Origin of the sequence: Enterococcus sp. 12F9_DIV0723, assembly GCF_002174375.1 — a bacterium.
Taxonomy (GTDB): Bacteria; Bacillota; Bacilli; order Lactobacillales; family Enterococcaceae; genus Enterococcus_A; species Enterococcus_A gilvus.
In genome coordinates this window covers 403,664-425,046 of record NZ_NIBK01000001.1, presented here as the reverse complement: position 1 = coordinate 425,046, position 21,383 = coordinate 403,664, and the positions used below count along the sequence as shown (strand labels likewise).

Below are 21,383 nucleotides of genomic sequence, written 5' to 3'. Positions count from 1 at the left end.
AGCCCAAAATATTATCTACCTGTCTCTTATACACATCTCAATCCTATTTGATCGTCATACTCAATTAATCTCACTTTGCTATTCCCCTCTTTTCTGTTTACGTTCTTAACCCTTTCCTTAAAATCATTGCTAAATGATTCTATAATTAGATTATCATATAGTGACTGAACGCTCTATTCATTTCTTAGCTTCTATATCATTTTGACACCTTGTTTTTCCTATACAATTACCCCAAACGGTTCTGGAAAAAAGACCTTGCGCTTTAAGAATAAATTTAGCAAAACTTAGCGAAAGAGTGACTCCTTGACTGGATAAATAGTCAAAGAGCTTTTGAGCATCCATTCTCTAATTATGATTGAAAAAAGTATCAATAATCAAGTTTCTAAGAGCTTTGTATTTTTGTTGTCTAGGCGTTGGTTGCTATTTTATAAAGCAATAGTATCCCTGACGGGATACATTTAAGCTCTGACACAACCATTTAATACCAAATTCTTGATTATTTAGGTGAATAAACGCAAATTACCAAAAATTTGGTTCTTGGCAAAGAAGGCGGTCACCTTTTTCAGGAAATTATTTTCCTTTTTGAGCAGTTTATTCTCTTCTCAAGTTCCCGTTGTCGTTGCTCTTAATCAACCTGTTCCTCTGTACGATTGTTTTCATAAATATCGATCCAATTTTTGATAATTCCTTGATCTGTCTCTTATACACATCTAGATCTATTAATGAACCGTATTCAGTTTTAATTCTTCGGGAAGTATCTATAAAGCCACATTTCTTGTATAAAGTTATTGCCACATTGTTTACTGAATTCACAGCTAATACGATTTCATTTATTGATTCAAAATGGCTTCTTATATAGCTAGGAAGTAATTGTAAAGCCTTTTTAGCAAAACCATTCCCTTGATACTTTGAATTTGTAGAAAAACTTCTTAATAAAATAGCGTGCTTATTATCAGAATAGGTTTCTATACCTTCTTTTTCTTGCAAGATAAAAAAAGTAGTCACAATTTCATTATTTGTCACTAACACAATAGGGTGTCTATTTTTTTTCTTAGATGAATCAACTATGGATTCTTTAGGAAGCGCTGAAAAGATTCTTTGATTTTTAAGTAAGTTATAGCTATCTATCTGTTTCATCAATCCTATTTGATCGTCATACTCAATTAATCTCACTTTGCTATTCCCCTCTTTTCTGTTTACGTTCTTAACCCTTTCCTTAAAATCATTGCTAAATGATTCTATAATTAGATTATCATATAGTGACTGAACGCTCTATTCATTTCTTAGCTTCTATATCATTTTGACACCTTGTTTTTCCTATACAATTACCCCAAACGGTTCTGGAAAAAAGACCTTGCGCTTTAAGAATAAATTTAGCAAAACTTAGCGAAAGAGTGACTCCTTGACTGGATAAATAGTCAAAGAGCTTTTGAGCATCCATTCTCTAATTATGATTGAAAAAAGTATCAATAATCAAGTTTCTAAGAGCTTTGTATTTTTGTTGTCTAGGCGTTGGTTGCTATTTTATAAAGCAATAGTATCCCTGACGGGATACATTTAAGCTCTGACACAACCATTTAATACCAAATTCTTGATTATTTAGGTGAATAAACGCAAATTACCAAAAATTTGGTTCTTGGCAAAGAAGGCGGTCACCTTTTTCAGGAAATTATTTTCCTTTTTGAGCAGTTTATTCTCTTCTCAAGTTCCCGTTGTCGTTGCTCTTAATCAACCTGTTCCTCTGTACGATTGTTTTCATAAATATCGATCCAATTTTTGATAATTCCTTGATCAAATTAAATTCTTTGGTGATATTTTCATTTGTTCGGCCTTCTTTAACTACTAAATTTACACAATGTTGTTTTAAATGAAACTTTATATTTCATTGGAATATTCACCTCCACTAATTTTAGTAATTTTTCTATTCCTGTGTCAACTTTTAGTATACTGGATCATTTCTATTTATTTAGACGCTATCAATTCAGACTGTCGAATATTTTTTGGGCGAGACTTTCCTAATTCGATCGTACTTCGACCAAATCCTTTCGCAAATTCTAGATCATGAGTAATGATCACGAACGTTATTCCTTTAGCAGCATAATCAACGATCATCCGCTGTACTCGCCGCATGTTGCCAGCATCCAGGCCCGAAGTGGGTTCATCTAAAATCAGCAGCTCAGGTTCCCGCATCAAGCCAACCGCAAAAACTAACCGTTGTTTCTGACCACCAGACAAAGTCGCCGGATGCTGCTCCTTGAAACTCCATAAATTCAATTCCTTCAACAGTTTTTCTGCTTTCGCAAAATTTTCCTCAGTCTTTTTCGTTCCTAGAAGCAGTTCATTCAAGACGCTGTCGGAAAACAGCTGATAATCTGCATCTTGCAAAACAAACCAGCATTTTTCCCGCCGCTTCTTTATAGATTGCGGTTGTCCGTCAATACTGATTATTCCCGCCTGCTCTCTATTTAATCCGCATAAAGTACGAGCCAGAGTCGTTTTCCCTAACCCATTTTCTCCTGTAATCAGAGCGATCTCACCTTTAGCCAATGAGAAATTAAGCTTCTTAATCAAGCTCGGAGCTAAACGACTATAACCAATCGTTACGTCTTTCAAGGTTAAAAACGAGGGACCATCCGCTGCTTCTGCTCTTAACAATTCCGTGATTGGAACTTCCTGTTTTTCACGAATATCAAAAGAATGCCGCTTTGCCTCTGATAACTGTCGAAACTCCTCGATCGTCCATTGTTCAACTATTTTCCCTTTCGCCATGTAAATAACTCGATCTGCCGCTTCCATCAAATAATGAATTCGATGATCCGCGATCACAATAGTTTTTCCAGCTTTTTTTAACTGCTCCACCGTTGCGGCCAATTGTGTATTGCCATGATTATCTAAATTAGCGGACGGCTCATCCAGCACGAAAATCTCAGGATAATGAACTTCCACTGCGCCCATGGCAACCTTTTGTTTTTCACCACTCGAAAGCTGAGATAGTTTTCGCTTCTTTAAATAGTCCATTTGATTCAGTTTCAGCACATCATCAATTCGCTGTTTGATTGTTTGGGCTTCAAGACGATAATTTTCAGAAGCAAAAGCCAATTCATCTAATACATTCGAAGTAAAAAATTGAGAACGGGCATCCTGAAAGACACTTCCTACTTGTTCACCGTATTCCCAATCCTCCAGTTCCAAGGCATTTTTTCCATTCAATTGAAGTTCGCCGGTCAACTCTCCTTCATAATAGTGGGGAATCAGGCCGTTAATCAAACGGGTCAATGTGGTTTTCCCGCACCCTGAAGCTCCGGTCACGAGTACACATTCGCCCTTCCATATTTCTAACGAAAGATCATCCAACTGCGGCTCTTCCGCGCCGTAACTAAAACGGATATTTTTTAACTTGATCGCTGATTGTACCATCTAGACCTCCAAAAAGTTGAATGTAAAAATACAGACCGTAAAACCGATAAAAAACACAACGAGCAGTAAATCCTTGTTGGATAAACGGGTCTGATAAATCGATGTTCGTTGGCCCGGACAATCAATGCCCTTGGTCATAGCCGCCGCTGTCAACTCATCTGTGATTTTCATCGTCCGCATCATTAAGGGAACAAAGGTGTATTCAAACGCCTGCAATGGCCGTAACCAATTTTTAGGCTGAGAGTATGAAAGACCTCGTAAGCGAGCAGACATTTGGATCGTGTCATTTTCTAATTTGATGATCGGGAAAAAGCGCAAAGTCACTGCTAAAGTGAGAATAAAATTTTTCGGCAGTCTCAGTAACTGCATCGCCGCCATCAAACGACCTGTAGGTACCTCCTGCATTACACGCGCCATTATAATAACTGGCCCAAAACGCAAGACAAGAAAACACAAAAAACCTAACATTTTCACCCACTGCTGATCTGCAGTCACGATATAAATATATAGCGCGACTGTTGCAGCAATTACCGCACTCATCTTAATCGCTGTTTGAATCAAACCTGCATAAAGTAAATAGAATAGTGCAAAAACGTTCAATAAAATCAATTGATCCATCCTTGCGAACAAAACTAAAATACTTTGGACGATCAGTAAAAGAAATTGGATTCTAGGATCAATACTTTTTTTCATAGACGTCTCCTTTTCATTACACAGATTTGATTACACCAGCTTTTACAAAATGTTTATTCAATAATTTGTAGCCGAAAAGACAACCTAAAACAATCGCGGCGATCAAGGCCCCAATAGAGATCATGATCCAAAATGGTTCTGTTAAGTATTTAAGATGATCCCCAGAATAACCCGTGTTTTTAGTCATCTTGGAGTAATAATCAGCGGAGATCGCTAGGATAATATAGTTTGAAAAGCCGTATAGAAGGTTATAGATTGTAAATGCCAGCGTTTGAGCACCCAATTTACGATAGCCCTTCGTCTTAGCTAAAATCACCTCGCCGATCAAACCGCCCAACAATGTGATGGGCAGAATGTAGACCGTTCCCATAATGGCGTAAAACAAGCCATTGATAGCTCCGAAAATTAATAAGGTTCCTCTTTTTCCCACCTTAAATGCCATCAATAAATAAATTGGACAGGTAAAAAACAAAACAAAGGCTGTCGCATAAGGATAAAACCAGGCCATGATCGGCAATGTCACCATCGACATCACCATCATTACAACAAACTCGACCACGGTATATAATCCAATTGTTAAATAATCTTTTGAGATAAGTTTATCCGTCTTTTTCTTTTTCATTTGGTCACTCCTATTTCCTATTAATGAATTACTTTTTCCATGAAAAATTAGTTTTATGTTCAAACCGTATATCCTTTTACTAACTTGCTAAAGCAAGAAGTAAAACTGACATCCTATTTCCTATTAATGAATTACTTTTCCCATGAAAAATTAGTTTTATGTTCAAACCGTATATCCTTTTACTAACTTGCTAAAGCAAGAAGTAAAACTGACATCCTATTTCCTATTAATGAGTTAATTTTTACTAAATTTCCAATTGGTGGCTTCGTTTTGCATATCGACTAATTTGCGATAAAGGTCGCAAGTTTGGTATAGCTCTTGATGTTTTCCCTTCGCCGCAACTTTTCCTTTTTCCAAAACAACGATCTGATCTGCGTTCATAACTGTTTTTAAACGATGCGCGATCACAATCACCGTTTTGTCTGCTACTAGATTTTTAATTGCTCGTTGAACTCCCGCTTCATTCTCTAAATCAAGGGCGGCTGTCGCTTCATCTAATAAAATGATTTCAGATTGTTTGATGAAAGCTCGGGCGATACTGATTCGTTGTTTCTCGCCGCCGGATAAGGTTGAGCCGCCTTCACCGACCAGTGTGTCATAGCCCTCTGGAAGAGCGCTGATAAATTCATGACAATGAGCTTTTTTAGCAGCTTCGACCACTTCCTCAAAGGTAGCCGCTTGATTACCGACACGAATATTATTTAAGATCGTGTCCTTAAATAAATAGACATCTTGAAACACCATCGATAAATGACTATATAAATTTTCTGGATTCACCGTTGTAAGATCTTTCCCACCGATCTCAATCACGCCTGCTTGAACATCATAGAAACGTGCCAATAATTTTACGATCGTAGATTTTCCGCTGCCCGATGGACCAACCAAAGCCGTCAGTGTTCTAGGCTGGATCTCTAGATTGATTTTTTGCAATACAGGATCATCTTTATAAGAGAAGTCAACATCCTTCAAGCGAATCGTATAATCGTCCGTCAACTCTTCTGTTCCTTGAACCTCCGGCTGATTGCGGATATTCATGATTCGTTCACCGCTGATCAGCGCATAACGCATCTCCGTATAATTGATCATCAACGTAGTGAAGGGATCGTAAATACGACTAGCCACCACAATAAAGACTAAGAAAACCGATTCCACTAGACTTCTTTGGGCAAGCAGATAAGAACCCATAAAAACTAATATCGGCAACCCCATCCGCAAGAGTGAGATAGCTACCATTACCACTGGTCCCAGCACCCCTTCAATCCGAATCGATTCCTTCCGCAGCGTATCAAAGGCCTGCTGAATTCGAGCAAACTGTTGACCGCCTAAAGAATAAGCCTTGATCTCTTTGATTCCCTGCAAGTATTCTTGAAGACGAGAAGCACTTTCTACCTTCGCTTGGATGTGCCGTCCGCCCAGTTTTTTCATTAAGATATTCGAACCCTTGACTACTAGTAATACAATCGGCAGCATAGCATACAGACACACGGTCATCCGCCAATCAATCAAGCATAGAGAAATAAACGCCATGACTAGTAAAATGACTGCGCCCAAAGCTTGTGGTACTAAATGAGAAACGGCGCTTTCTAATAGTGTATAATCTCCCAACATCATCGTTGTTAGGTCGCCGGGATCACGGCTGTCTAAAAATCCTAGTGAAAGTTTTCTTAAATGGTTCGCCAAATTCGTACGTCCTTTTTCTGAAACGTTATACGCCGCTGTATATTGTCGGTCGTAAGCAAGCGTAGAAACTAAGAGTTGTACAGCGAACCACACCACACTTGCAAGAATCAGATAAAGATAAAGCTGCATATCCAACGGTCGGTTTTGTTGATAGGATTCAAACAATTCAAAAATTCCGTAAAAAGCAATAACCGCTGGCAGTAAACGAGCAATTGATTCTAAAGTCGCCCAAAAAGTAGACTGTGCCAATGTTTTCGGTTCGCCCGAAGTAATATTATAAATCGCATCTTTCATCCTATTTAACCTCCCAATCTTTCGTCACTTCATTGATCATCCACAATTTCTGATAAAGCGGATTGCTGACAAGTAATTCTTCATGTGTTCCGGCAGCTTGAATCTCACCTTTATCGCAAACCAATATTTGATCGACATGCTGGATCGTCCAAAGACGATGAGCGATGATCAAAACGGTCTTTCCTTTGACCAGTTCGCTGATCGCTTGTTGAATATGCACTTCATTTTCAGCATCCGCGTAAGCAGTTGCCTCATCTAAAACTAAAATCGGTGAATTTTTTAAAAGCGCCCGCGCGATCGATATCCGCTGCGCTTCACCTTTAGATAAGAAGACGCCTTGTTCGCCGATCATCGTGTCATACCCATTCGGCAATTCCTGGATGAATTCATCACAGCGCGCTAATTGGGCGGCCCAGCGAACTTCTTCCAAGCTGGCCTTTTTGTTTCCTAAGCGAATATTCGCTGCGATCGTGTCATTGAATAATGTGACATCTTGGAAAACAAAGGAAACATCCCGCATCAATGTATCGATCGTTACTTCACGAATATCCGTTCCGCCGATCTTTATCGCCCCTGCTGCCGGATCATAAAAGCGTAATAGTAATTGGGCAATCGTGCTTTTCCCACCGCCTGATGGCCCAACTAGAGCATTCATCGTATTGGGCTGCAGATCAAAACTAACTTTTTTAAGTACAGAATTCCCTTCCGTATAGGCAAATGAGACTTCCTCAAAAGAAATACCGTTCCCTGAAAAACCAGATGCTGTCTCTTTTTCTATCACGGGTGCTTCTGCAAAAATTTCATCCACGCGCTTTACCCCTTCATTCACATTACTGAAGGTCGAGGCCGCATACATCAATTTCATAAATGGGCCAGTCGTTCCAGAAGCCAAAATGATAAACAGCATGACTGTCAGTGATAACGTTTTGTCTTGCGGACTTTGGCTAATCAAAAACGCACCAAATGGCATGACAAACAAAACAACAGACGTTATTAATGTCGTAAATAGAACATAGCCTGACCGAAACCCATTGGACCAATCCATGACTAAGTTCCGATAGTCCTTAATACTCTGATGGAATCGTTTGAAGTTTCCGACGGATAGACCAAAGACTTTGACCGCCGGCATTGCGCGAACATACTCAACACCATTACTATTCATGGCTTCCAGCGCGTCATGATATTCCTTTACCTTATTATTCTTCATCGTTTTCCCCATCAGATAAGCATAAATACCGACTGCCAGAAAAAGTGGAACTAAAGACATCAAGCCTAAACGCCAATCAATTTTCAGCATCAAGCCAATATAGATCAATGGAAAGATCAAAGCTGAAACAATATCAGGAATCTGATGTGCGATAAAAGATTCCATTTTTTCGACACATTGATCAATGATCTTCATTAATTGACCACTCGATTTTCGAGTAAAATAGCCCATCGAGACTTTTGATAGATGCTGCAGTATATCCATTCGGATCTCATATAGAATGTCAAAAGCAGCAACATGCGAGCACATCGATGAGGCATACAGGAGAACTACCCCGACTAAGACACTTCCCATTGAAACTAAACTCCAATGAATCAAGCCGCTGGCTGAATAATCACCAACCATCAATAATTCAATGATTTTATAAATACAATAAAAAGGAATAAACTGTACCACTGTTGAAATCGTCGCCAAAATACCTGAGGCCGTTAATAACCCGTTTTTTTTCTTAATGTAACGAATCAATACCGATTCATTCTTCATTTATCTAACTCCTTCCAGATTTTCAACTCATTTACCAACAATCCCGAAACTCAAATGATAATGAAATTCATTCTCATTTAAACATCTTTTCTGGTCGTTTTCAATATTATCTTTAGTTCAGTTACAAAGTTTTCTTATGGTCCAGTGTTGTAGATATTTTGTCGAGCTCGTCTTATAGTTAGTAAATGTAATAATCCGAAGTTCCTTTTTTCTCAATACTAATAACTAATTTATGGGGTAAACAAATACTCGTTTGTCCAGGTTTTGAAATCCATCCAGTTCTTACCGCAATCTGGTCAGGACTATTGTCTTCTTTAACTCGAATTCTTCCACCTTCAACCTCCACAATATTATATTGACCCTTCGCAGGATGATAATTCACGAGTTTATGATTGATTTTATCCAAGTCAAAGCGATCCACTTCCTCGCCGTCAATTCGAACAATGGCATATTTAGTAACATCTCCAGTTATTTCATTCTTCTTTTCAAGAGAAAATACGAATAAGGGAATAAAGGAACTAATAATCAAAATGCCAATAATTATGACATCCCCTATTTTGACACCAGCTTTTTTTAAAAAGTTCATTTCATCGACGATATCTGGCTGAACATAGTAGACTTCTTCCATGGAAATGGTGAAGTTTTTCGGAAATTATCTGCATTCAAGGAATCCGAATCAATTAGACAACCCTCAAGTTGCTTTATAATCCATTGTTGATCCATCTCCATACCAATGAAAACTAGTTCACTAATGCGATCGCCAAACAACGGATGCCAAGCTTCCTTCAATTCAGGATTCTTTTGAATAATCATTTGACGCTCAATTTTTGGTAAACTAGCTACCCAATAAGTTAATGGTTCAATACTTTTGTGACTACCTGCCGTTTCAAAGACCGCTGAAAAATCACTATGTTGGGCAAACCAAAGAAACCCCTTTGCTCTTGTAATGTTGTCGGGAAAATTTTTATCCGCAAAACGGGCAAATTTTTGTGCGTCAAAGGGTAATCGATTGCGATAGACAAAGCTTGAGATACCATATTCTTCTGTTTCAGGAACATGGTTTTGATAGCCAAGCTCTAACTCTTTGAGCCAGCCTGCTGAATAGGAAATCTCATCTATATTAAAAAGATTTGTATTTAGAATTTCCGATAAGTCTACTTCACCTTTGATTGTCCGAATTATTTTGGCATTAGGCTGTAACTTAGCAATTAGACCATTGATTTTATCAATCGTATTGTTTGGCACTAAGTCGCATTTATTCAAAAGTAATATGTTACAACACTCGATTTGATCAATTAGCAAATCGCGAATATCCCGTTCTTCTTCAGCCACATCACCTTCAGCTTTTCTTTTCTGAATTTTTTCGCCAGATCCGAAATTATCCCAAAAACGTTTTACATCCACTACTGTGATAATGGCATCAATCTCCAATCGCTGGGTCAAATCAATGTCTAAAGGATTCTTAGCTAAAGTAATTGATTGCGCGATTGGAATTGGTTCACTGATTCCTGAAGCTTCAATAATAATTTGATCCAAGTCAGGTAATTGCGCTAATTGATTTAGTTCGACAATCAAATCTTCACGTAAGGTACAGCAAATACAGCCATTGGGCATTGAAATCAGTTTTTCTTCGGTTCTTTTAAATCCTTTCTTATCGACTAATGCTTCGTCAACATTCACTTCCCCCATATCATTTACAATAACGGCAACTTTCTTTCCATGATCACCATGTAGAATATGATTTAAAAGTGTCGTTTTTCCTGAACCAAGATAGCCGGTTAGGACCGTGACAGGTATTTTTTTCATGGGAAACCTCTTTCTGTACATAATAAAGAGCAGATCAAATCCAAATAGGGAAAAAACTGATCTGCTCTGGTGGTACCAATTAATTGACCAGACTATTGTGCCGTTTTGCTAAACGCCTGCTTCTCCCAGTATTGACTTTGATAGAGCGACAGTCAGGGTCTTGTTTTAATCCTCTAGAAACCGTATCGATGCTGACTTTTAAGGTCATGGAAATATCAGCTAACGTACTCCCACTCAATCGCATTTGCTTTGCAAGTCGATAACGTCGATAGGCGTCAATGTTCTTGGGGTCCATGGACAACAACGCTTCTCTTGCCATATAAACTCCTCCAAAAATAGTTTTAATGGGCCAACATCTCTTGCGCAATTTCATGTTCAGACAATGAAACTGGATAGAAAGTAGGCCAGTTGTGCATTTCACTATAAAGCTTTTCCTGACTCTCTCCGCCAAAGAAAATATGGAAGTGAGCGGCCTTACTTGGTGCAATTCCGTGATCACTAAACTGCACATACTTAAAGCGACCGGCCTTAGCGTTTTCTGTTTCAAAATTAAAGCGTACACCACGATTCCCTTTTTCATAAGTCAAAATTTTGTATCCAACATACTTATAGGTATATTTATGGTGTTCCCCTTTGACTACAAAATCCATGGTGTTACCTTCAATGTTAATGGTTTCAACATCAGTCTGGTAACCGGTAGTGTAGTAATCTTTGTATTCAGCTGCCGTCATGTCTTTGTTAATTTTTGCTTTATAATCAAAGACTGCATCCAGACTCCCATCCTTTAATAGAGGATAAACAGATTGCCAGTCACCTGCATAATCGCTTAGCTCGCGATCCTTCACATCATCATCTTCAAAGTAACCGTTAGCAACCGTTTTATCATCCTTTACTTCCTTCTCTGGAGTTATTTCTTCACCAGGTACCGTTGTCGTTTTCTCTAACGCTTTTAAATTGTCTTCCATCACCGAAACATAATCTTCACCATCAGCTATTTGTTTTTTTGTCAAACTTTCAAGTGGATTTAATACTTCCATTTTTACATTTGCTTCATTCGCTAGCGTTTTCGCAATTTTATCATTAGCATTTTTTTCAAAATAAATGTAATTAATCCCATTCTTTTGGACATACTCTTTTAATTCGGCTAATCGACTAGAAGTAGGCTCTTGTTCTGGCGTTAATCCAGCAATAGGAACTTGTGTCAAGCCATAGTCTAAAGCTAAATAACCAAAAGCGGCATGCTGTGTTACAAAGCTTTTTTGTTTCGCATCTTTAAGGCTAGCGGTGTAGTCAGCATCCAAATTTTTCAGTTTTGTCAAATATTTTTCAGCATTCGCCTCAAATACCTTGGCTTTTTTGGGGTATAACTTGATTAACTGGTCCTTGATATTCGAAACTTCTTTAGCCGCCATCTTAGGTGAAACCCACGTATGTGGGTCAAATTCGTGATGATGACCTTCTTCCCCGTGGTCATGGTCATGACCTTCTTCTTCACCACCTGGTAGCAGAATCATGTCTTTCGTGCCTTCTACTACATTAGGTGCACCTTTCTTCCAACTTTCTTGAGCCTTTGGTACCCACGTTTCCATGTTTTCATTATGATAAACAAAAACATCGGCATCGTGAGCTTCTGTCATATCCTTGGCAGAGGGCTCATAGTCATGGGGCTCTGAGCCAGCTGGAATCATTAGCTTCACATTTGCTTCATCACCAACGATGTTTTTCGTGAAATCATACATTGGATAAAATGTCGTTACAATCTCCAATTTTCCATCTTTATCATCCGATACTTTCGCATCCTTATTGCTAGAACAAGCTCCTAATAATACTAAAGCTACTACCGCGATAAGTCCTACACTTATTTTCTTCATTCTTTTTCCTTCCCCAATTACGCTGACTTTTTCATTTTATTTCGTTTATGTTCCTTGATAATTTTTAATGCACGTTTCCTAGTTTTAATATTCGGGCTTTTGAGACGTCGATGCGCACTAGATAAATCCATTTTCTCCAATAGAAACCACCTCCAGTCATTTCTTACCGTGATTTACTTTCAGCAAGTAATTTATCAAAACTCAATTTGATAATTTCTTCATCCAATTTTTTTCCGATTAGGATAATCGTGGTTTGGTCTTTTTTTTGAGTAGTATATTGAAAGATAACCTGTTCATTGACTCCTTGCATGGCGACTACAAAATCATGCTCTTGCAAGGCGATTAATCCTTTAAAACGGTACAATTTTCCTTGATTGGTAAAAATCAGCCAGTCAATCCATTGGAGTAAAAAATTCTTGATAAGTTCTTGGTCTGAAGTTAAGAGGATTGATTGAAAATCATGTTCTTGATGATGGTGATGGTAATGATGCTCACCTTCATGACTATTTTTTGATGAATCATTTTCAAGAATTAAGGGCTGATTGAACTTTTCCAAATTAAAAAAATCCTCTTTTTGAATTAAATCATTATGTGTAAAAGTTCTAATATCAGCTAAAGGGTTGATGTTTTTAATTTCTCTCTGATAGATTTCTCGTTTAGACAAATTTGTATTTTGTTTTTTCGATACAAAGATGCGATCTGCCATGACAAGTTGCTTAAGAGCTTGTGGCTCTCTTTCAATCAATGCAAAGTTTTCACTATCAAAAACAGTCAATAAACTATCAATATATAGATTTCCTCTTAGCTGGGGTGCAGCTAAAAGCGTTTGTACGATTGGTTGCGGGTCTGCGATTCCTGTAGTTTCAATGATTATTTGCGAAATTGCTTGTTGTCTTTCTTCGACAACTTTCAGTAAAGAAGTCAGTATTCCTAATAAATCACTGCGAAGACTGCAACACATACAACCATTATTTAGTTGTAAGACCCGTTCCTCACTGTGAACCAATAATTCGTGATCAATTCCAACCTCACCAAATTCATTTTCAATTATGACAATTTCTTCCTTTGAATAAGGTGAAACTTGTAAAGCTTGATTGATCAATGTCGTTTTTCCAGACCCCAAAAAACCAGAGACGATTGTAACTGGTATGCCCATTTTGTCACCTTCTTACTGTTTACCTATTTGACTTCTTTAAAAATTGCCCGTCTTCGCAGTTTTGGTGAATATTTTTTCAACTCTAACCGTTCCGGGTTATTACGTTTATTTTTACTGGTAAGATACAGGCGTTCCCCTGTTTCAACGCATTCCAAAATAATATTTTGACGCATCAATCTTCCTCCTCCTTCACTAGTTACCGATCTTCAAGATACGTTTCAATCTGTTGAGTGTCTTCGTAAGGCAACTCGCCAGATTCTAATTGCGAAACTAAATTTTCTTTCATATCGACAGGTATCTCCCAATAACCATCGATACATTGAAATAACTCCTCGTCATACTCTTCAAAAATTGGATAGATTTTTAAGAACTCATCAAATGATAACCCTTTGTCCTCATAGTAATCTTTAACTAATCCTTTTTCGATTGCCTGTTGAGTCGGCAACCCAGTTTCAGTAATGATTCCCTTTTCAACCATGGATCTATAAAAAGTGCTTTTATCTAGCAATTGCTTCGTTGTTTCAAGATAATACTGGACCCCTTGTTCAACTAAAGGTGGATAAATAATTTCCATTTTGATTCCTCCTAAAAGTAATCTATAAACTATTCTGAAGTACCTTTAATTACTTGCTTTCCTTTGTAGTATCCCTTTAAAGATACATGATGGCTACGTCTATAATCACCACTAGCTTCGTCAAATGAAATTTCTGGTTTTGCTACGTTTTGGTGAGTTCTTCTTAATCGTTTCTTCTTCTTAGATGTTTTTCTTGCCGGTACTGCCATGATACTTCCTCCTCATAATATGAAAATTACCAACTCGCTTTTTTTACTCCAGGAATCAAACCTTGATGGGCAAGTTTCCTAAATTTGATACGAGATATACCAAACTTTCTCATATAACCTCTTGGGCGACCATCCGTCTGATCACGGAGCTTCAAACGAGTTGGGTTTGAAGCTTTTGGCAATTTAGCAAGGCCCACATAATCTCCTGCAGCCTTTAATTCCTGACGATTTTCTGCATATTTTTCAATCATCGCCATTTGTTTCTTCGCCTTAGCTATTTTCGATTTCTTTGCCATATCTATTTGCGCTCCTTCTTATTTTGATTTACTTGATGCAAATCGTAAACATTATGATTTAGCATTGATACATTATCATTTAAAATCTCTGTTGTCAATAATAAATAACATGAAAAATCATTCAAATGATTAATCAGTCATTTGAAAACTAATTTATAAAGGTGTATAGTGAACAGAAAAAATTAAAAGAACAGGAAAATGAAATATTGAAGAAAAAGATGCTAGTTCTCATTATCTTTCTTCCGATTATTTTGATGATAGGGTATCAAGTTAAACACAAAAGCGCTAAATTTTACTAAAATCCTATTCTGGATATTACAAGAATCAAAGAAGAAAGAGGCACAAAGTTATCGAAGGGAAAATACTTAACCAAAATGGAGAATTTCTTAAACTTACTATTGACAATCAATCTGTCACTGGCTCAACGACTCATTTAAGAATTAAGGATCAAGCATTGTTGAACGAAGATTTATCCAACATTATTAGCGAAAAGCGCGATGGGCTAGCTTTTTCAATAGTTACAGTTTTTCTACTCAATCCATTGTTAGTTGGAAAAACCTCAGGGGGTAGGACTTTCATCGGGTTATGCATCAATTTGCTCTTTCTTTTGTTATCTCTTAGATTTGAAATTGTTTATCATAGCATTCCAACACTATTCGTCATCATTATTTATGTAGTTTTATCTATTATCGTCACTTTTCTATCTAATCATAATATTCACGATTTTCGATTAAATTTGATAGCAGCAACTTATATCGTTGTCATTTTAGGATTTCTGATTTGTTTTAACGCGCTTAAATTTATGGGAAATAAAGGGATTCGATTTGAGGAAATGCAATTTCTAACACGCCCTTATTTGGGCGTCTTCTATTCAAGCCTAATATTTGGTGGTATCGGGTCGGGTATGGACATGATTGTCACATTAGTAACTCCTCTGAAAGAATTGATTAGACAAAAACCGACTATTACTACCTTGGAGTTAATCTCTTCAGGACGACATATCGCTAAAGATGTTAGGTTCTGTTGCAAAGTTAAAAATCAATATAGAGTTTCAATTAATTTCTGATTTTATGCTTAGATACTAATCAAAGTATTCATTTCATGGATCACTGAAAAACCAAAGAGACCTTTGTCTCTTTGGCTGATTTTATATAAAGCATGTATGGTTTCAATTCCTTTAATTGTCTAGGAGGCCGTCCTTATGGACTGATATAATTTGTGTCTTTTCTTGATGGATCGATGATCCTGTTCAATGATATTATTCAGGTATTTATTCGTTCGATGTTTCGTCTTAGAAAATAAGCCTTCAGACTGCAGTCGATTAAACGTACTACATAGTGAAGGAGCTATATCAGTAACAAGAATTCTAGGTTCTCCAAATTGCTTGATAAATCTTTTAAAGAAAGCATAAGCTGCTTGTTTATCACGATTCTTTCGTAACCAAATATCTAATGTTATACTCGAAGAATCAATGGCTCGATACAAATAATGCCACTTCCCTTTTACTTTAATATACGTTTCATTCATTCTCCAGGAATTGCCAACAGATTTATTTCTTTTCTTACATATGCAATAAATAATTTGACTATATTCTTGTACCGATCGATAAACAGTCGTGTGACAAACATTGACCCCACGTTCGTTAAGGATTTCTGAAACATCACGATAACTTAAGTTGTATCTTAAATAGTAGCCTACGGTTACCATGATGATATCCTTTTCAAATTATTTACCTTTAAAATTGGACATGGTTATTCTCCACATGTGTTAGTTTCAGCTATTTTACACTAAATAAGCGTTTAGATAAAACTTTACAAAAGAACCAAGAATACTATCCAGGCAGAAGAATCCATACAAAATTTAAGATGAACCGTCGTCAATTTGAGGCGAAAAAAATAAGTAATTTACCCCACTGTTAACTGAACTATTACAGGCCCCATTTACTGATTTCTAGGAACCCATTTTTGTTCGACTAAGGACTACAATTTATGTCACAGCCTTCTTTTTTTATTGTCTAGCTCGATCCTCAAGTCCCTAGTAACATCAACGATTTGCTGTAAACGACTTGAATCAGTGCCGAATCTGCCTAATAAGACACCATCAAGATCTGCTATTTTAATCATTGTAAAACTATTCTCTGGGCTGACAGCGCCACCGTATATTACACGAACTTTCTCACTTGCTTTTTCTCCAAAAATTCTTGCGAGCGCTTTTCTAATTAATGATGTCGCCATTTTAATATGAGGTGCCCCAGCCGCCTTATTTTTCCCTACTGCCCATGCTGGAGTATATGCAATAACGACCCTATCTAGATCATTTTCGTCGACACAATACAATCCATTGAAAATACGTAAGAAAAGTTCATGTTCCAACTCCATTTCATAATTTGGATATTTCAACATGTCAATGACATTATCTGCATCTTTCTTTTCAAACTCGCCAACACACAAAATTGCATTTAGATCTTTTTTGAGTGCTAGTTTAACTTTTTTATTAATAACACTATCAGTTTCATTAAAGAACTTCCTACGTTCCCAATGTCCTAACTCAACAAAAGTACCTTTCATATCGATAAGTGATTCAATTGAAAACTCACCACTCAACTCACCAACTTCTATTGGAGCAATGTTTTGGGCACCTAACTGTACTGTAGAATTCCTTAATACTTCATACACTGGATACATTGTTCCCATTGAGGGCAAAATGACAACATCAATATCAGAGTTTTTATGCTCACTGATCTGCTTGGCAAATGCTTTTGCTTCTTCAATGTGGTTCTGCCTCATAGACCAGTTCATGATGACGATTGGTTTCTTTTGATCTTTCATTATAATCATCTCCATAGTTACTTCAATTTGTTCTTACTTAAGAATGACTATATAACTCACAGAAATCTATAATTATCTATTGGAGAATACTGCCCAATCTTCTTCAAACTGCTTGATACCCTTATCAGTTAACGGATGACTCCATAATTTTGGGAATAGGTTACCAGGAATTGTCGCGATATCTGCACCTAGTTCAGCCACTTTCTCCACGTGTTCAAGTCCTCGAACACTCGCGGAAATAATTTCTGCTTTGTATCCATAATTGTCTAGTACTGTTCTTAAGTTTTTAATTAAAGCTATACTGTCAGTACCAATATCATCAAGTCTCCCTAAGAACGGACTAATATAGGTAGCCCCTGCTTTTGCGGCCATCAAACCTTGAGCTACGGTAAAAATTAACGTTACATTGGTTTTGATGCCTTTTTCAGATAGATTGTTTACTGCTTTCAATCCCTGTTCTGTCATTGGAATCTTAACAACAACATTGTCCGCCCATTTAGATATTCCTTCTGCTTCAACAATCATTTCTTCTGCTTGAGAACTAGTGACTTCAGCGCTTACTGGACCATCAACAAAGCTGCAGATTTCCTTAATTACTTCCTCAAAATCTTTACCTTCTTTAGCGATAATTGTTGGATTGGTCGTTACACCATCAACTAATCCAAGTTCGTTAATTCGTTTGATTTCTTCCACATTTGCCGTATCTAAGAAAAATTTCATTATTAACCTCTTTCCGTAATTTTCTTTCAGCATTCATTTTTTAATGACGTCATTTTCTTACATTGATAGAGCTAGTTTAAGACATTATTTTCTCTTACAATACTCATCATTTCCAAAGCATGTTTGGTAATCGTGGCAAAATCACCTGTATCAATCAAACGTTTATCTGTTAAATAACCGCTAATGCCCGCACCGCTAAACCCTAGATCAAGATAGTCTTGCAAGTTATCAGGTGTGACTCCTGCTGTTGCAACTAGTTTAATATGATTAATTGGTCCAAGAATATCCTTGATATATCCTATCCCTAAAGCTCTGACAGGAAACACCTTAACATAATCTGCACCAGCTTCATTCGCTGAGATTATCTCGCTTGGCGTTAGCGCCCCAGGCATCGAGACCATTTCTAATTCTTTTGTTCGTTTGATAACTTTTGAGTTCGTATTTGGTGAGATAATATATTCTGCTCCTGCTTGGTGAGCGGCTTCAACTTGTTCAATGGACAGAACAGTACCAGCTCCAATTTTAATTTCATTTCCAAACTCCCTAACTAGCGAGGCAATGGCCTCTGGAGTCTTAGTCAAACATTCAGGATCTCCTTGATCATAAGTAACTTCTACAAGCTTTACTCCGCCATCATTCAGTGCCTTCACCAAGTTAATAAGCTTCTCTCCATAAGTCCCACGACAAATTGCAATTACCTTATTATTTTCGATGAAATCATTTGTTTCTAGTTTCATTAGGCTTTCTCCTTTGTTAAATCCACCATTTGAGTCTTATTTTTCTTTTTTGCTGGTGTTTCTTCTAAAGTCGGCTTTAAAAAGCCAAGTATTAACGCTGTCACAAATGAGCCGATTACAATTGCAGCAATAAACCATAATTTATTGTCAACCACCGGTAATACAACAAATCCACCATGAGGTACATAGCATTTCACATTTCCAATCGCCCCAATTACACATCCTACTGCTGTCCCAATCATTGTTGAAGGCAAGATTCGTTTCATATCACTAACTACAAAGGGAATAGCTCCTTCAGTAATTCCAATACACCCCATGATTCCAGCAGCAACCGCCGCATCCCGATCACCTTCAGTAAATTTCTTTTTAAAGAATAATGTCGCTAAGAAGATCCCAATAGGTGGAATAGCTACGGCGATTCTAAACATACCATTAGGTTCATAAACACCTTCATTCATAAGTGCTAGGGTAAACATCGAAACTGATTTGGTGATTGGTCCCCCCATATCTATTTCTCCGAACAATCCAATAAATACTGCCAATAAAATCGCGCTGCTACCATTGAGACTGCTCATAATACTAGTTAATCCGTTCATTAAAAATGCCAATGGAGTGGCAATGATATAAATGTAAATCAAACCTAGAATAAAAACCGAAATGGTTGGTATGATAAGAATCGGTAGAATGGTTTTAATCGTTTTACTAACTTTCCATTTCTTCATCCACTTGACCAAATATCCCGCAGCAACACCTAGAAGCATAGCCCCTAAAAATCCTGACTTTACTTCCACGTCATTTACAGTAACAGGATTATTAGCAAGAAAGCCTAAAATCATTCCTGGTGCTAAACCAGGCTTACCCGCAATTGAATATGCGATATAGCCACCCAAAATAGGGATCATCATTGCAAAAGCGGCTTTACCTAACAGATTAATGTTCTGCATTAATTCATTAGTAACAACTACTCCTGTATCGCTTTTTTCTCCAGTAGCAAGTGAGATGGCCAACATAATACCACCAGCAACTACTGCAGGCATCATAAAAGAGACCCCACTTAAAAATGATTTTTGAATTTCCTTTAAAGTACCTTTGATATTCATTTTATCCTCCTTTATTTTTACCCATTTACCAACTTCTCAGCCGCATCTAATACTTTCGCAGGATATGAAATGGCATCATTAACATCAGCATTTAAAACTAATTTATCTTCAAAACGTTCTTCATTCTCAATAAAGACAGATACCGCCAAAATGATTACATCTGCTTCTTCAGCTTCTTCCTCGGTAACTTCATTCTCGATCCCGATACTGCCTTGAGTTTCAATTTTGATTTCATGTCCTCTCTTTTTCCCTTCTTTTTCTAATGCTTCTTGAGCCATGTATGTGTGAGCTACTCCTGTGGGACATGCCGATACTCCAACGATTTTCATATTAAATTCCTCCTATGTTTTTCTCTATTTGATATAGTGAAGCCAAAATTGACTCTTTGCTTCCAGTTAATAAATCATTTCTAAATCCTTCATCTAATAGCTTTTTGCTGATTTCAGCGAGTACTTTCAAATGAAAAGTCGTTTTGCTCTCTTCTGGAACTCCTAACATAAACACCAATTCAACTGGATTACCATTTGTATCCCATTCAATCGGTTGATTTGTTCTAAGAAAACAGATAAAAGGATTAATCACTTCTTTTGATTTCCCATGAGGGATACTCACGTCATAGCCGATCGCTGTAGAAACTGTCTCTTATACACATCTAGATGTGTATAAGAGACAGCTTATAGGATTCTTATTAATGGAATTTTCTTCTGAATCATTTAATTTTTTTAATATAGCTTTACTACGATTACGGAAACTTCCATAAACAAATAATGTGTGTTCTAATATCCCTTGAAAGTTTTCTGTAGAATACTTAATGAATTCTGGATTTTCTTGGGTATCCAGGCACAATCTCAAATATTTAATACGTAAAAACAATAAGCTAGAAAGAAGAGTAAAATAAGCATCACTATTTTTATATGCAGAAGCTGTACTCTCACTAATGCTGTCAAGAATTTCATAACGAGTTTTTAATTTTCCAGCGTCTCTTTCTACTAAAGCCAAACGAATAATCATATCTTGGGAGAAATAACCAATTATTGAATACTGAGTATATAATTCATCTACTACATCAATAGCAGAAGATAAATCAGCTATATTTGTGATTTCTTGACGTAATAAAATTTGATCCATTTCTTTTTGAATAACATCTAATTTTTTATTGACGACCTTGAATTGTTCCATAATAACTAGTGTATTCATTGCCTGCATAGCAATGATCGGTGCTACTATAGGTAGCGAAGCTGCCACAGGTATAAAACCAGATTGACCAACAATACGTCCTCCATCCATAACCGCAGAGCTTACTCCTCCACCAGAAAGTTTCATGAGTAACTCTGGATTTGCTGTTGCCATAAATAATTTTGAAGAAAGATTTGTAGAAATAGCAGTAAGCCCTATTCCACTAGTTGTAATTAAGCTTGACATGACTCTTGGAGAAATACTCATTTGGTTTTTCGTATATCTTCCTGTACTAAGATAATTTTGAGATAATTTTTGAATCAGTTGTTCCGTACCCTCTCCCTTTATCTCTAATAGTTGCATACTTTGATGTTCCAAATTATTTTCAGCCATATTCTTCTCCAGTTCTCTTTAGTTTAGTATCAGTTATGATATTAATTACTGTAGGTAATAT

General features: G+C 37.0%; 23 protein-coding genes and 2 pseudogenes. 1 reads left to right on the top strand and 24 read right to left on the bottom strand.

The window, feature by feature from the left end:
- Positions 1 to 591: 591 nt before the first annotated feature.
- The 16 genes from A5868_RS02245 to rpsN form a co-directional block, all read right to left on the bottom strand.
- Positions 592 to 1,173, bottom strand: coding sequence for a GNAT family N-acetyltransferase (locus tag A5868_RS02245; RefSeq protein ID WP_087654070.1), 582 nt, complete (start codon positions 1,171 to 1,173; stop codon positions 592 to 594).
- Between the two features lie 789 nt (positions 1,174 to 1,962).
- Positions 1,963 to 3,417: an ABC transporter ATP-binding protein gene (locus A5868_RS02240; RefSeq protein ID WP_086306072.1), complete on the bottom strand. Its 1,455-nt coding sequence runs from the start codon at positions 3,415 to 3,417 to the stop codon at positions 1,963 to 1,965.
- Entirely contained in the window at positions 3,418 to 4,110 is a 693-nt protein-coding gene (locus A5868_RS02235) for an energy-coupling factor transporter transmembrane component T (protein ID WP_086306071.1), read from the bottom strand.
- A gap of 16 nt (positions 4,111 to 4,126) precedes the next feature.
- On the bottom strand, positions 4,127 to 4,732 hold the full coding sequence (locus A5868_RS02230; RefSeq protein WP_086306070.1) for an MptD family putative ECF transporter S component: 606 nt from the start codon (positions 4,730 to 4,732) through the stop codon (positions 4,127 to 4,129).
- Positions 4,733 to 4,966: 234 nt separating this feature from the next.
- On the bottom strand, positions 4,967 to 6,706 hold the full coding sequence (locus A5868_RS02225; RefSeq protein WP_086306069.1) for an ABC transporter ATP-binding protein: 1,740 nt from the start codon (positions 6,704 to 6,706) through the stop codon (positions 4,967 to 4,969).
- A gap of 1 nt (position 6,707) precedes the next feature.
- Positions 6,708 to 8,456, bottom strand: coding sequence for an ABC transporter ATP-binding protein (locus A5868_RS02220; protein WP_086306068.1), 1,749 nt, complete (start codon positions 8,454 to 8,456; stop codon positions 6,708 to 6,710).
- Positions 8,457 to 8,634: 178 nt separating this feature from the next.
- Positions 8,635 to 9,042 (bottom strand): NusG domain II-containing protein, encoded by a 408-nt coding sequence (locus tag A5868_RS02215; protein ID WP_086306067.1) that lies wholly within the window; start codon positions 9,040 to 9,042, stop codon positions 8,635 to 8,637.
- A complete protein-coding gene (locus tag A5868_RS02210) occupies positions 9,039 to 10,262 on the bottom strand; it encodes a GTP-binding protein (protein WP_086306066.1) in 1,224 nt (407 codons plus the stop codon). Before A5868_RS02210 ends, A5868_RS02215 begins: the two co-directional genes overlap by 4 nt.
- A gap of 79 nt (positions 10,263 to 10,341) precedes the next feature.
- The gene (locus A5868_RS02205; protein ID WP_086306065.1) at positions 10,342 to 10,581 is read right to left on the bottom strand and encodes a hypothetical protein; all 240 of its coding nucleotides are present in this window, start codon (positions 10,579 to 10,581) and stop codon (positions 10,342 to 10,344) included.
- Between the two features lie 22 nt (positions 10,582 to 10,603).
- Positions 10,604 to 12,133, bottom strand: coding sequence for a zinc ABC transporter substrate-binding protein AdcA (locus A5868_RS02200; RefSeq protein WP_086306064.1), 1,530 nt, complete (start codon positions 12,131 to 12,133; stop codon positions 10,604 to 10,606).
- A 17-nt stretch (positions 12,134 to 12,150) separates the two neighbouring features.
- Positions 12,151 to 12,273 (bottom strand): putative metal homeostasis protein, encoded by a 123-nt coding sequence (locus A5868_RS02195; RefSeq protein WP_010708761.1) that lies wholly within the window; start codon positions 12,271 to 12,273, stop codon positions 12,151 to 12,153.
- 23 nt (positions 12,274 to 12,296) lie between these two features.
- Complete coding sequence (locus A5868_RS02190; RefSeq protein ID WP_086306063.1) at positions 12,297 to 13,289, bottom strand: CobW family GTP-binding protein; 993 nt, start codon at positions 13,287 to 13,289, stop codon at positions 12,297 to 12,299.
- A 23-nt stretch (positions 13,290 to 13,312) separates the two neighbouring features.
- Entirely contained in the window at positions 13,313 to 13,462 is a 150-nt protein-coding gene (gene rpmG, locus A5868_RS02185) for a 50S ribosomal protein L33 (protein ID WP_002297320.1), read from the bottom strand.
- A 23-nt stretch (positions 13,463 to 13,485) separates the two neighbouring features.
- A complete protein-coding gene (locus tag A5868_RS02180) occupies positions 13,486 to 13,863 on the bottom strand; it encodes a hypothetical protein (RefSeq protein ID WP_086306062.1) in 378 nt (125 codons plus the stop codon).
- Between the two features lie 29 nt (positions 13,864 to 13,892).
- Positions 13,893 to 14,072 carry a 50S ribosomal protein L32 gene (gene rpmF, locus A5868_RS02175; RefSeq protein WP_086306061.1) on the bottom strand — a complete coding sequence of 60 codons (180 nt, stop codon included), beginning with the start codon at positions 14,070 to 14,072 and terminating at the stop codon, positions 13,893 to 13,895.
- A 26-nt stretch (positions 14,073 to 14,098) separates the two neighbouring features.
- The gene (rpsN, locus tag A5868_RS02170; RefSeq protein WP_086306060.1) at positions 14,099 to 14,368 is read right to left on the bottom strand and encodes a 30S ribosomal protein S14; all 270 of its coding nucleotides are present in this window, start codon (positions 14,366 to 14,368) and stop codon (positions 14,099 to 14,101) included.
- 457 nt (positions 14,369 to 14,825) lie between these two features.
- Here rpsN and A5868_RS02165 point away from each other — a divergent pair, with 457 nt between their 5' ends.
- Positions 14,826 to 15,434, top strand: coding sequence for a YibE/F family protein (locus A5868_RS02165; RefSeq protein ID WP_254908393.1), 609 nt, complete (start codon positions 14,826 to 14,828; stop codon positions 15,432 to 15,434).
- An 8-nt stretch (positions 15,435 to 15,442) separates the two neighbouring features.
- On the opposite strand, the pseudogene A5868_RS02160 reads toward A5868_RS02165, so the two are convergent.
- The 8 genes and pseudogenes from A5868_RS02160 to A5868_RS02125 form a co-directional block, all read right to left on the bottom strand.
- Positions 15,443 to 16,081 (bottom strand): annotated as a pseudogene (locus A5868_RS02160) (IS6 family transposase).
- A 278-nt stretch (positions 16,082 to 16,359) separates the two neighbouring features.
- Positions 16,360 to 17,196, bottom strand: a complete 837-nt coding sequence (locus tag A5868_RS02155; protein WP_086306059.1) for a triose-phosphate isomerase family protein — start codon at positions 17,194 to 17,196, stop codon at positions 16,360 to 16,362.
- A 72-nt stretch (positions 17,197 to 17,268) separates the two neighbouring features.
- On the bottom strand, positions 17,269 to 17,916 hold the full coding sequence (fsa, locus tag A5868_RS02150) for a fructose-6-phosphate aldolase (protein ID WP_086306058.1): 648 nt from the start codon (positions 17,914 to 17,916) through the stop codon (positions 17,269 to 17,271).
- A gap of 71 nt (positions 17,917 to 17,987) precedes the next feature.
- Complete coding sequence (locus A5868_RS02145) at positions 17,988 to 18,653, bottom strand: bifunctional 4-hydroxy-2-oxoglutarate aldolase/2-dehydro-3-deoxy-phosphogluconate aldolase (protein ID WP_086306057.1); 666 nt, start codon at positions 18,651 to 18,653, stop codon at positions 17,988 to 17,990.
- A complete protein-coding gene (locus A5868_RS02140; protein ID WP_086306056.1) occupies positions 18,653 to 19,753 on the bottom strand; it encodes a PTS fructose transporter subunit IIC in 1,101 nt (366 codons plus the stop codon). Before A5868_RS02140 ends, A5868_RS02145 begins: the two co-directional genes overlap by 1 nt.
- Before the next feature lie 17 nt (positions 19,754 to 19,770).
- Positions 19,771 to 20,082 (bottom strand): PTS fructose transporter subunit IIB, encoded by a 312-nt coding sequence (locus tag A5868_RS02135; protein WP_086306055.1) that lies wholly within the window; start codon positions 20,080 to 20,082, stop codon positions 19,771 to 19,773.
- A 1-nt stretch (position 20,083) separates the two neighbouring features.
- Positions 20,084 to 20,380 (bottom strand): annotated as a pseudogene (locus A5868_RS02130) (PTS sugar transporter subunit IIA); the annotation flags it as partial.
- 15 nt (positions 20,381 to 20,395) lie between these two features.
- Complete coding sequence (locus A5868_RS02125) at positions 20,396 to 21,322, bottom strand: hypothetical protein (protein ID WP_254911042.1); 927 nt, start codon at positions 21,320 to 21,322, stop codon at positions 20,396 to 20,398.
- Positions 21,323 to 21,383 lie beyond the last annotated feature (61 nt).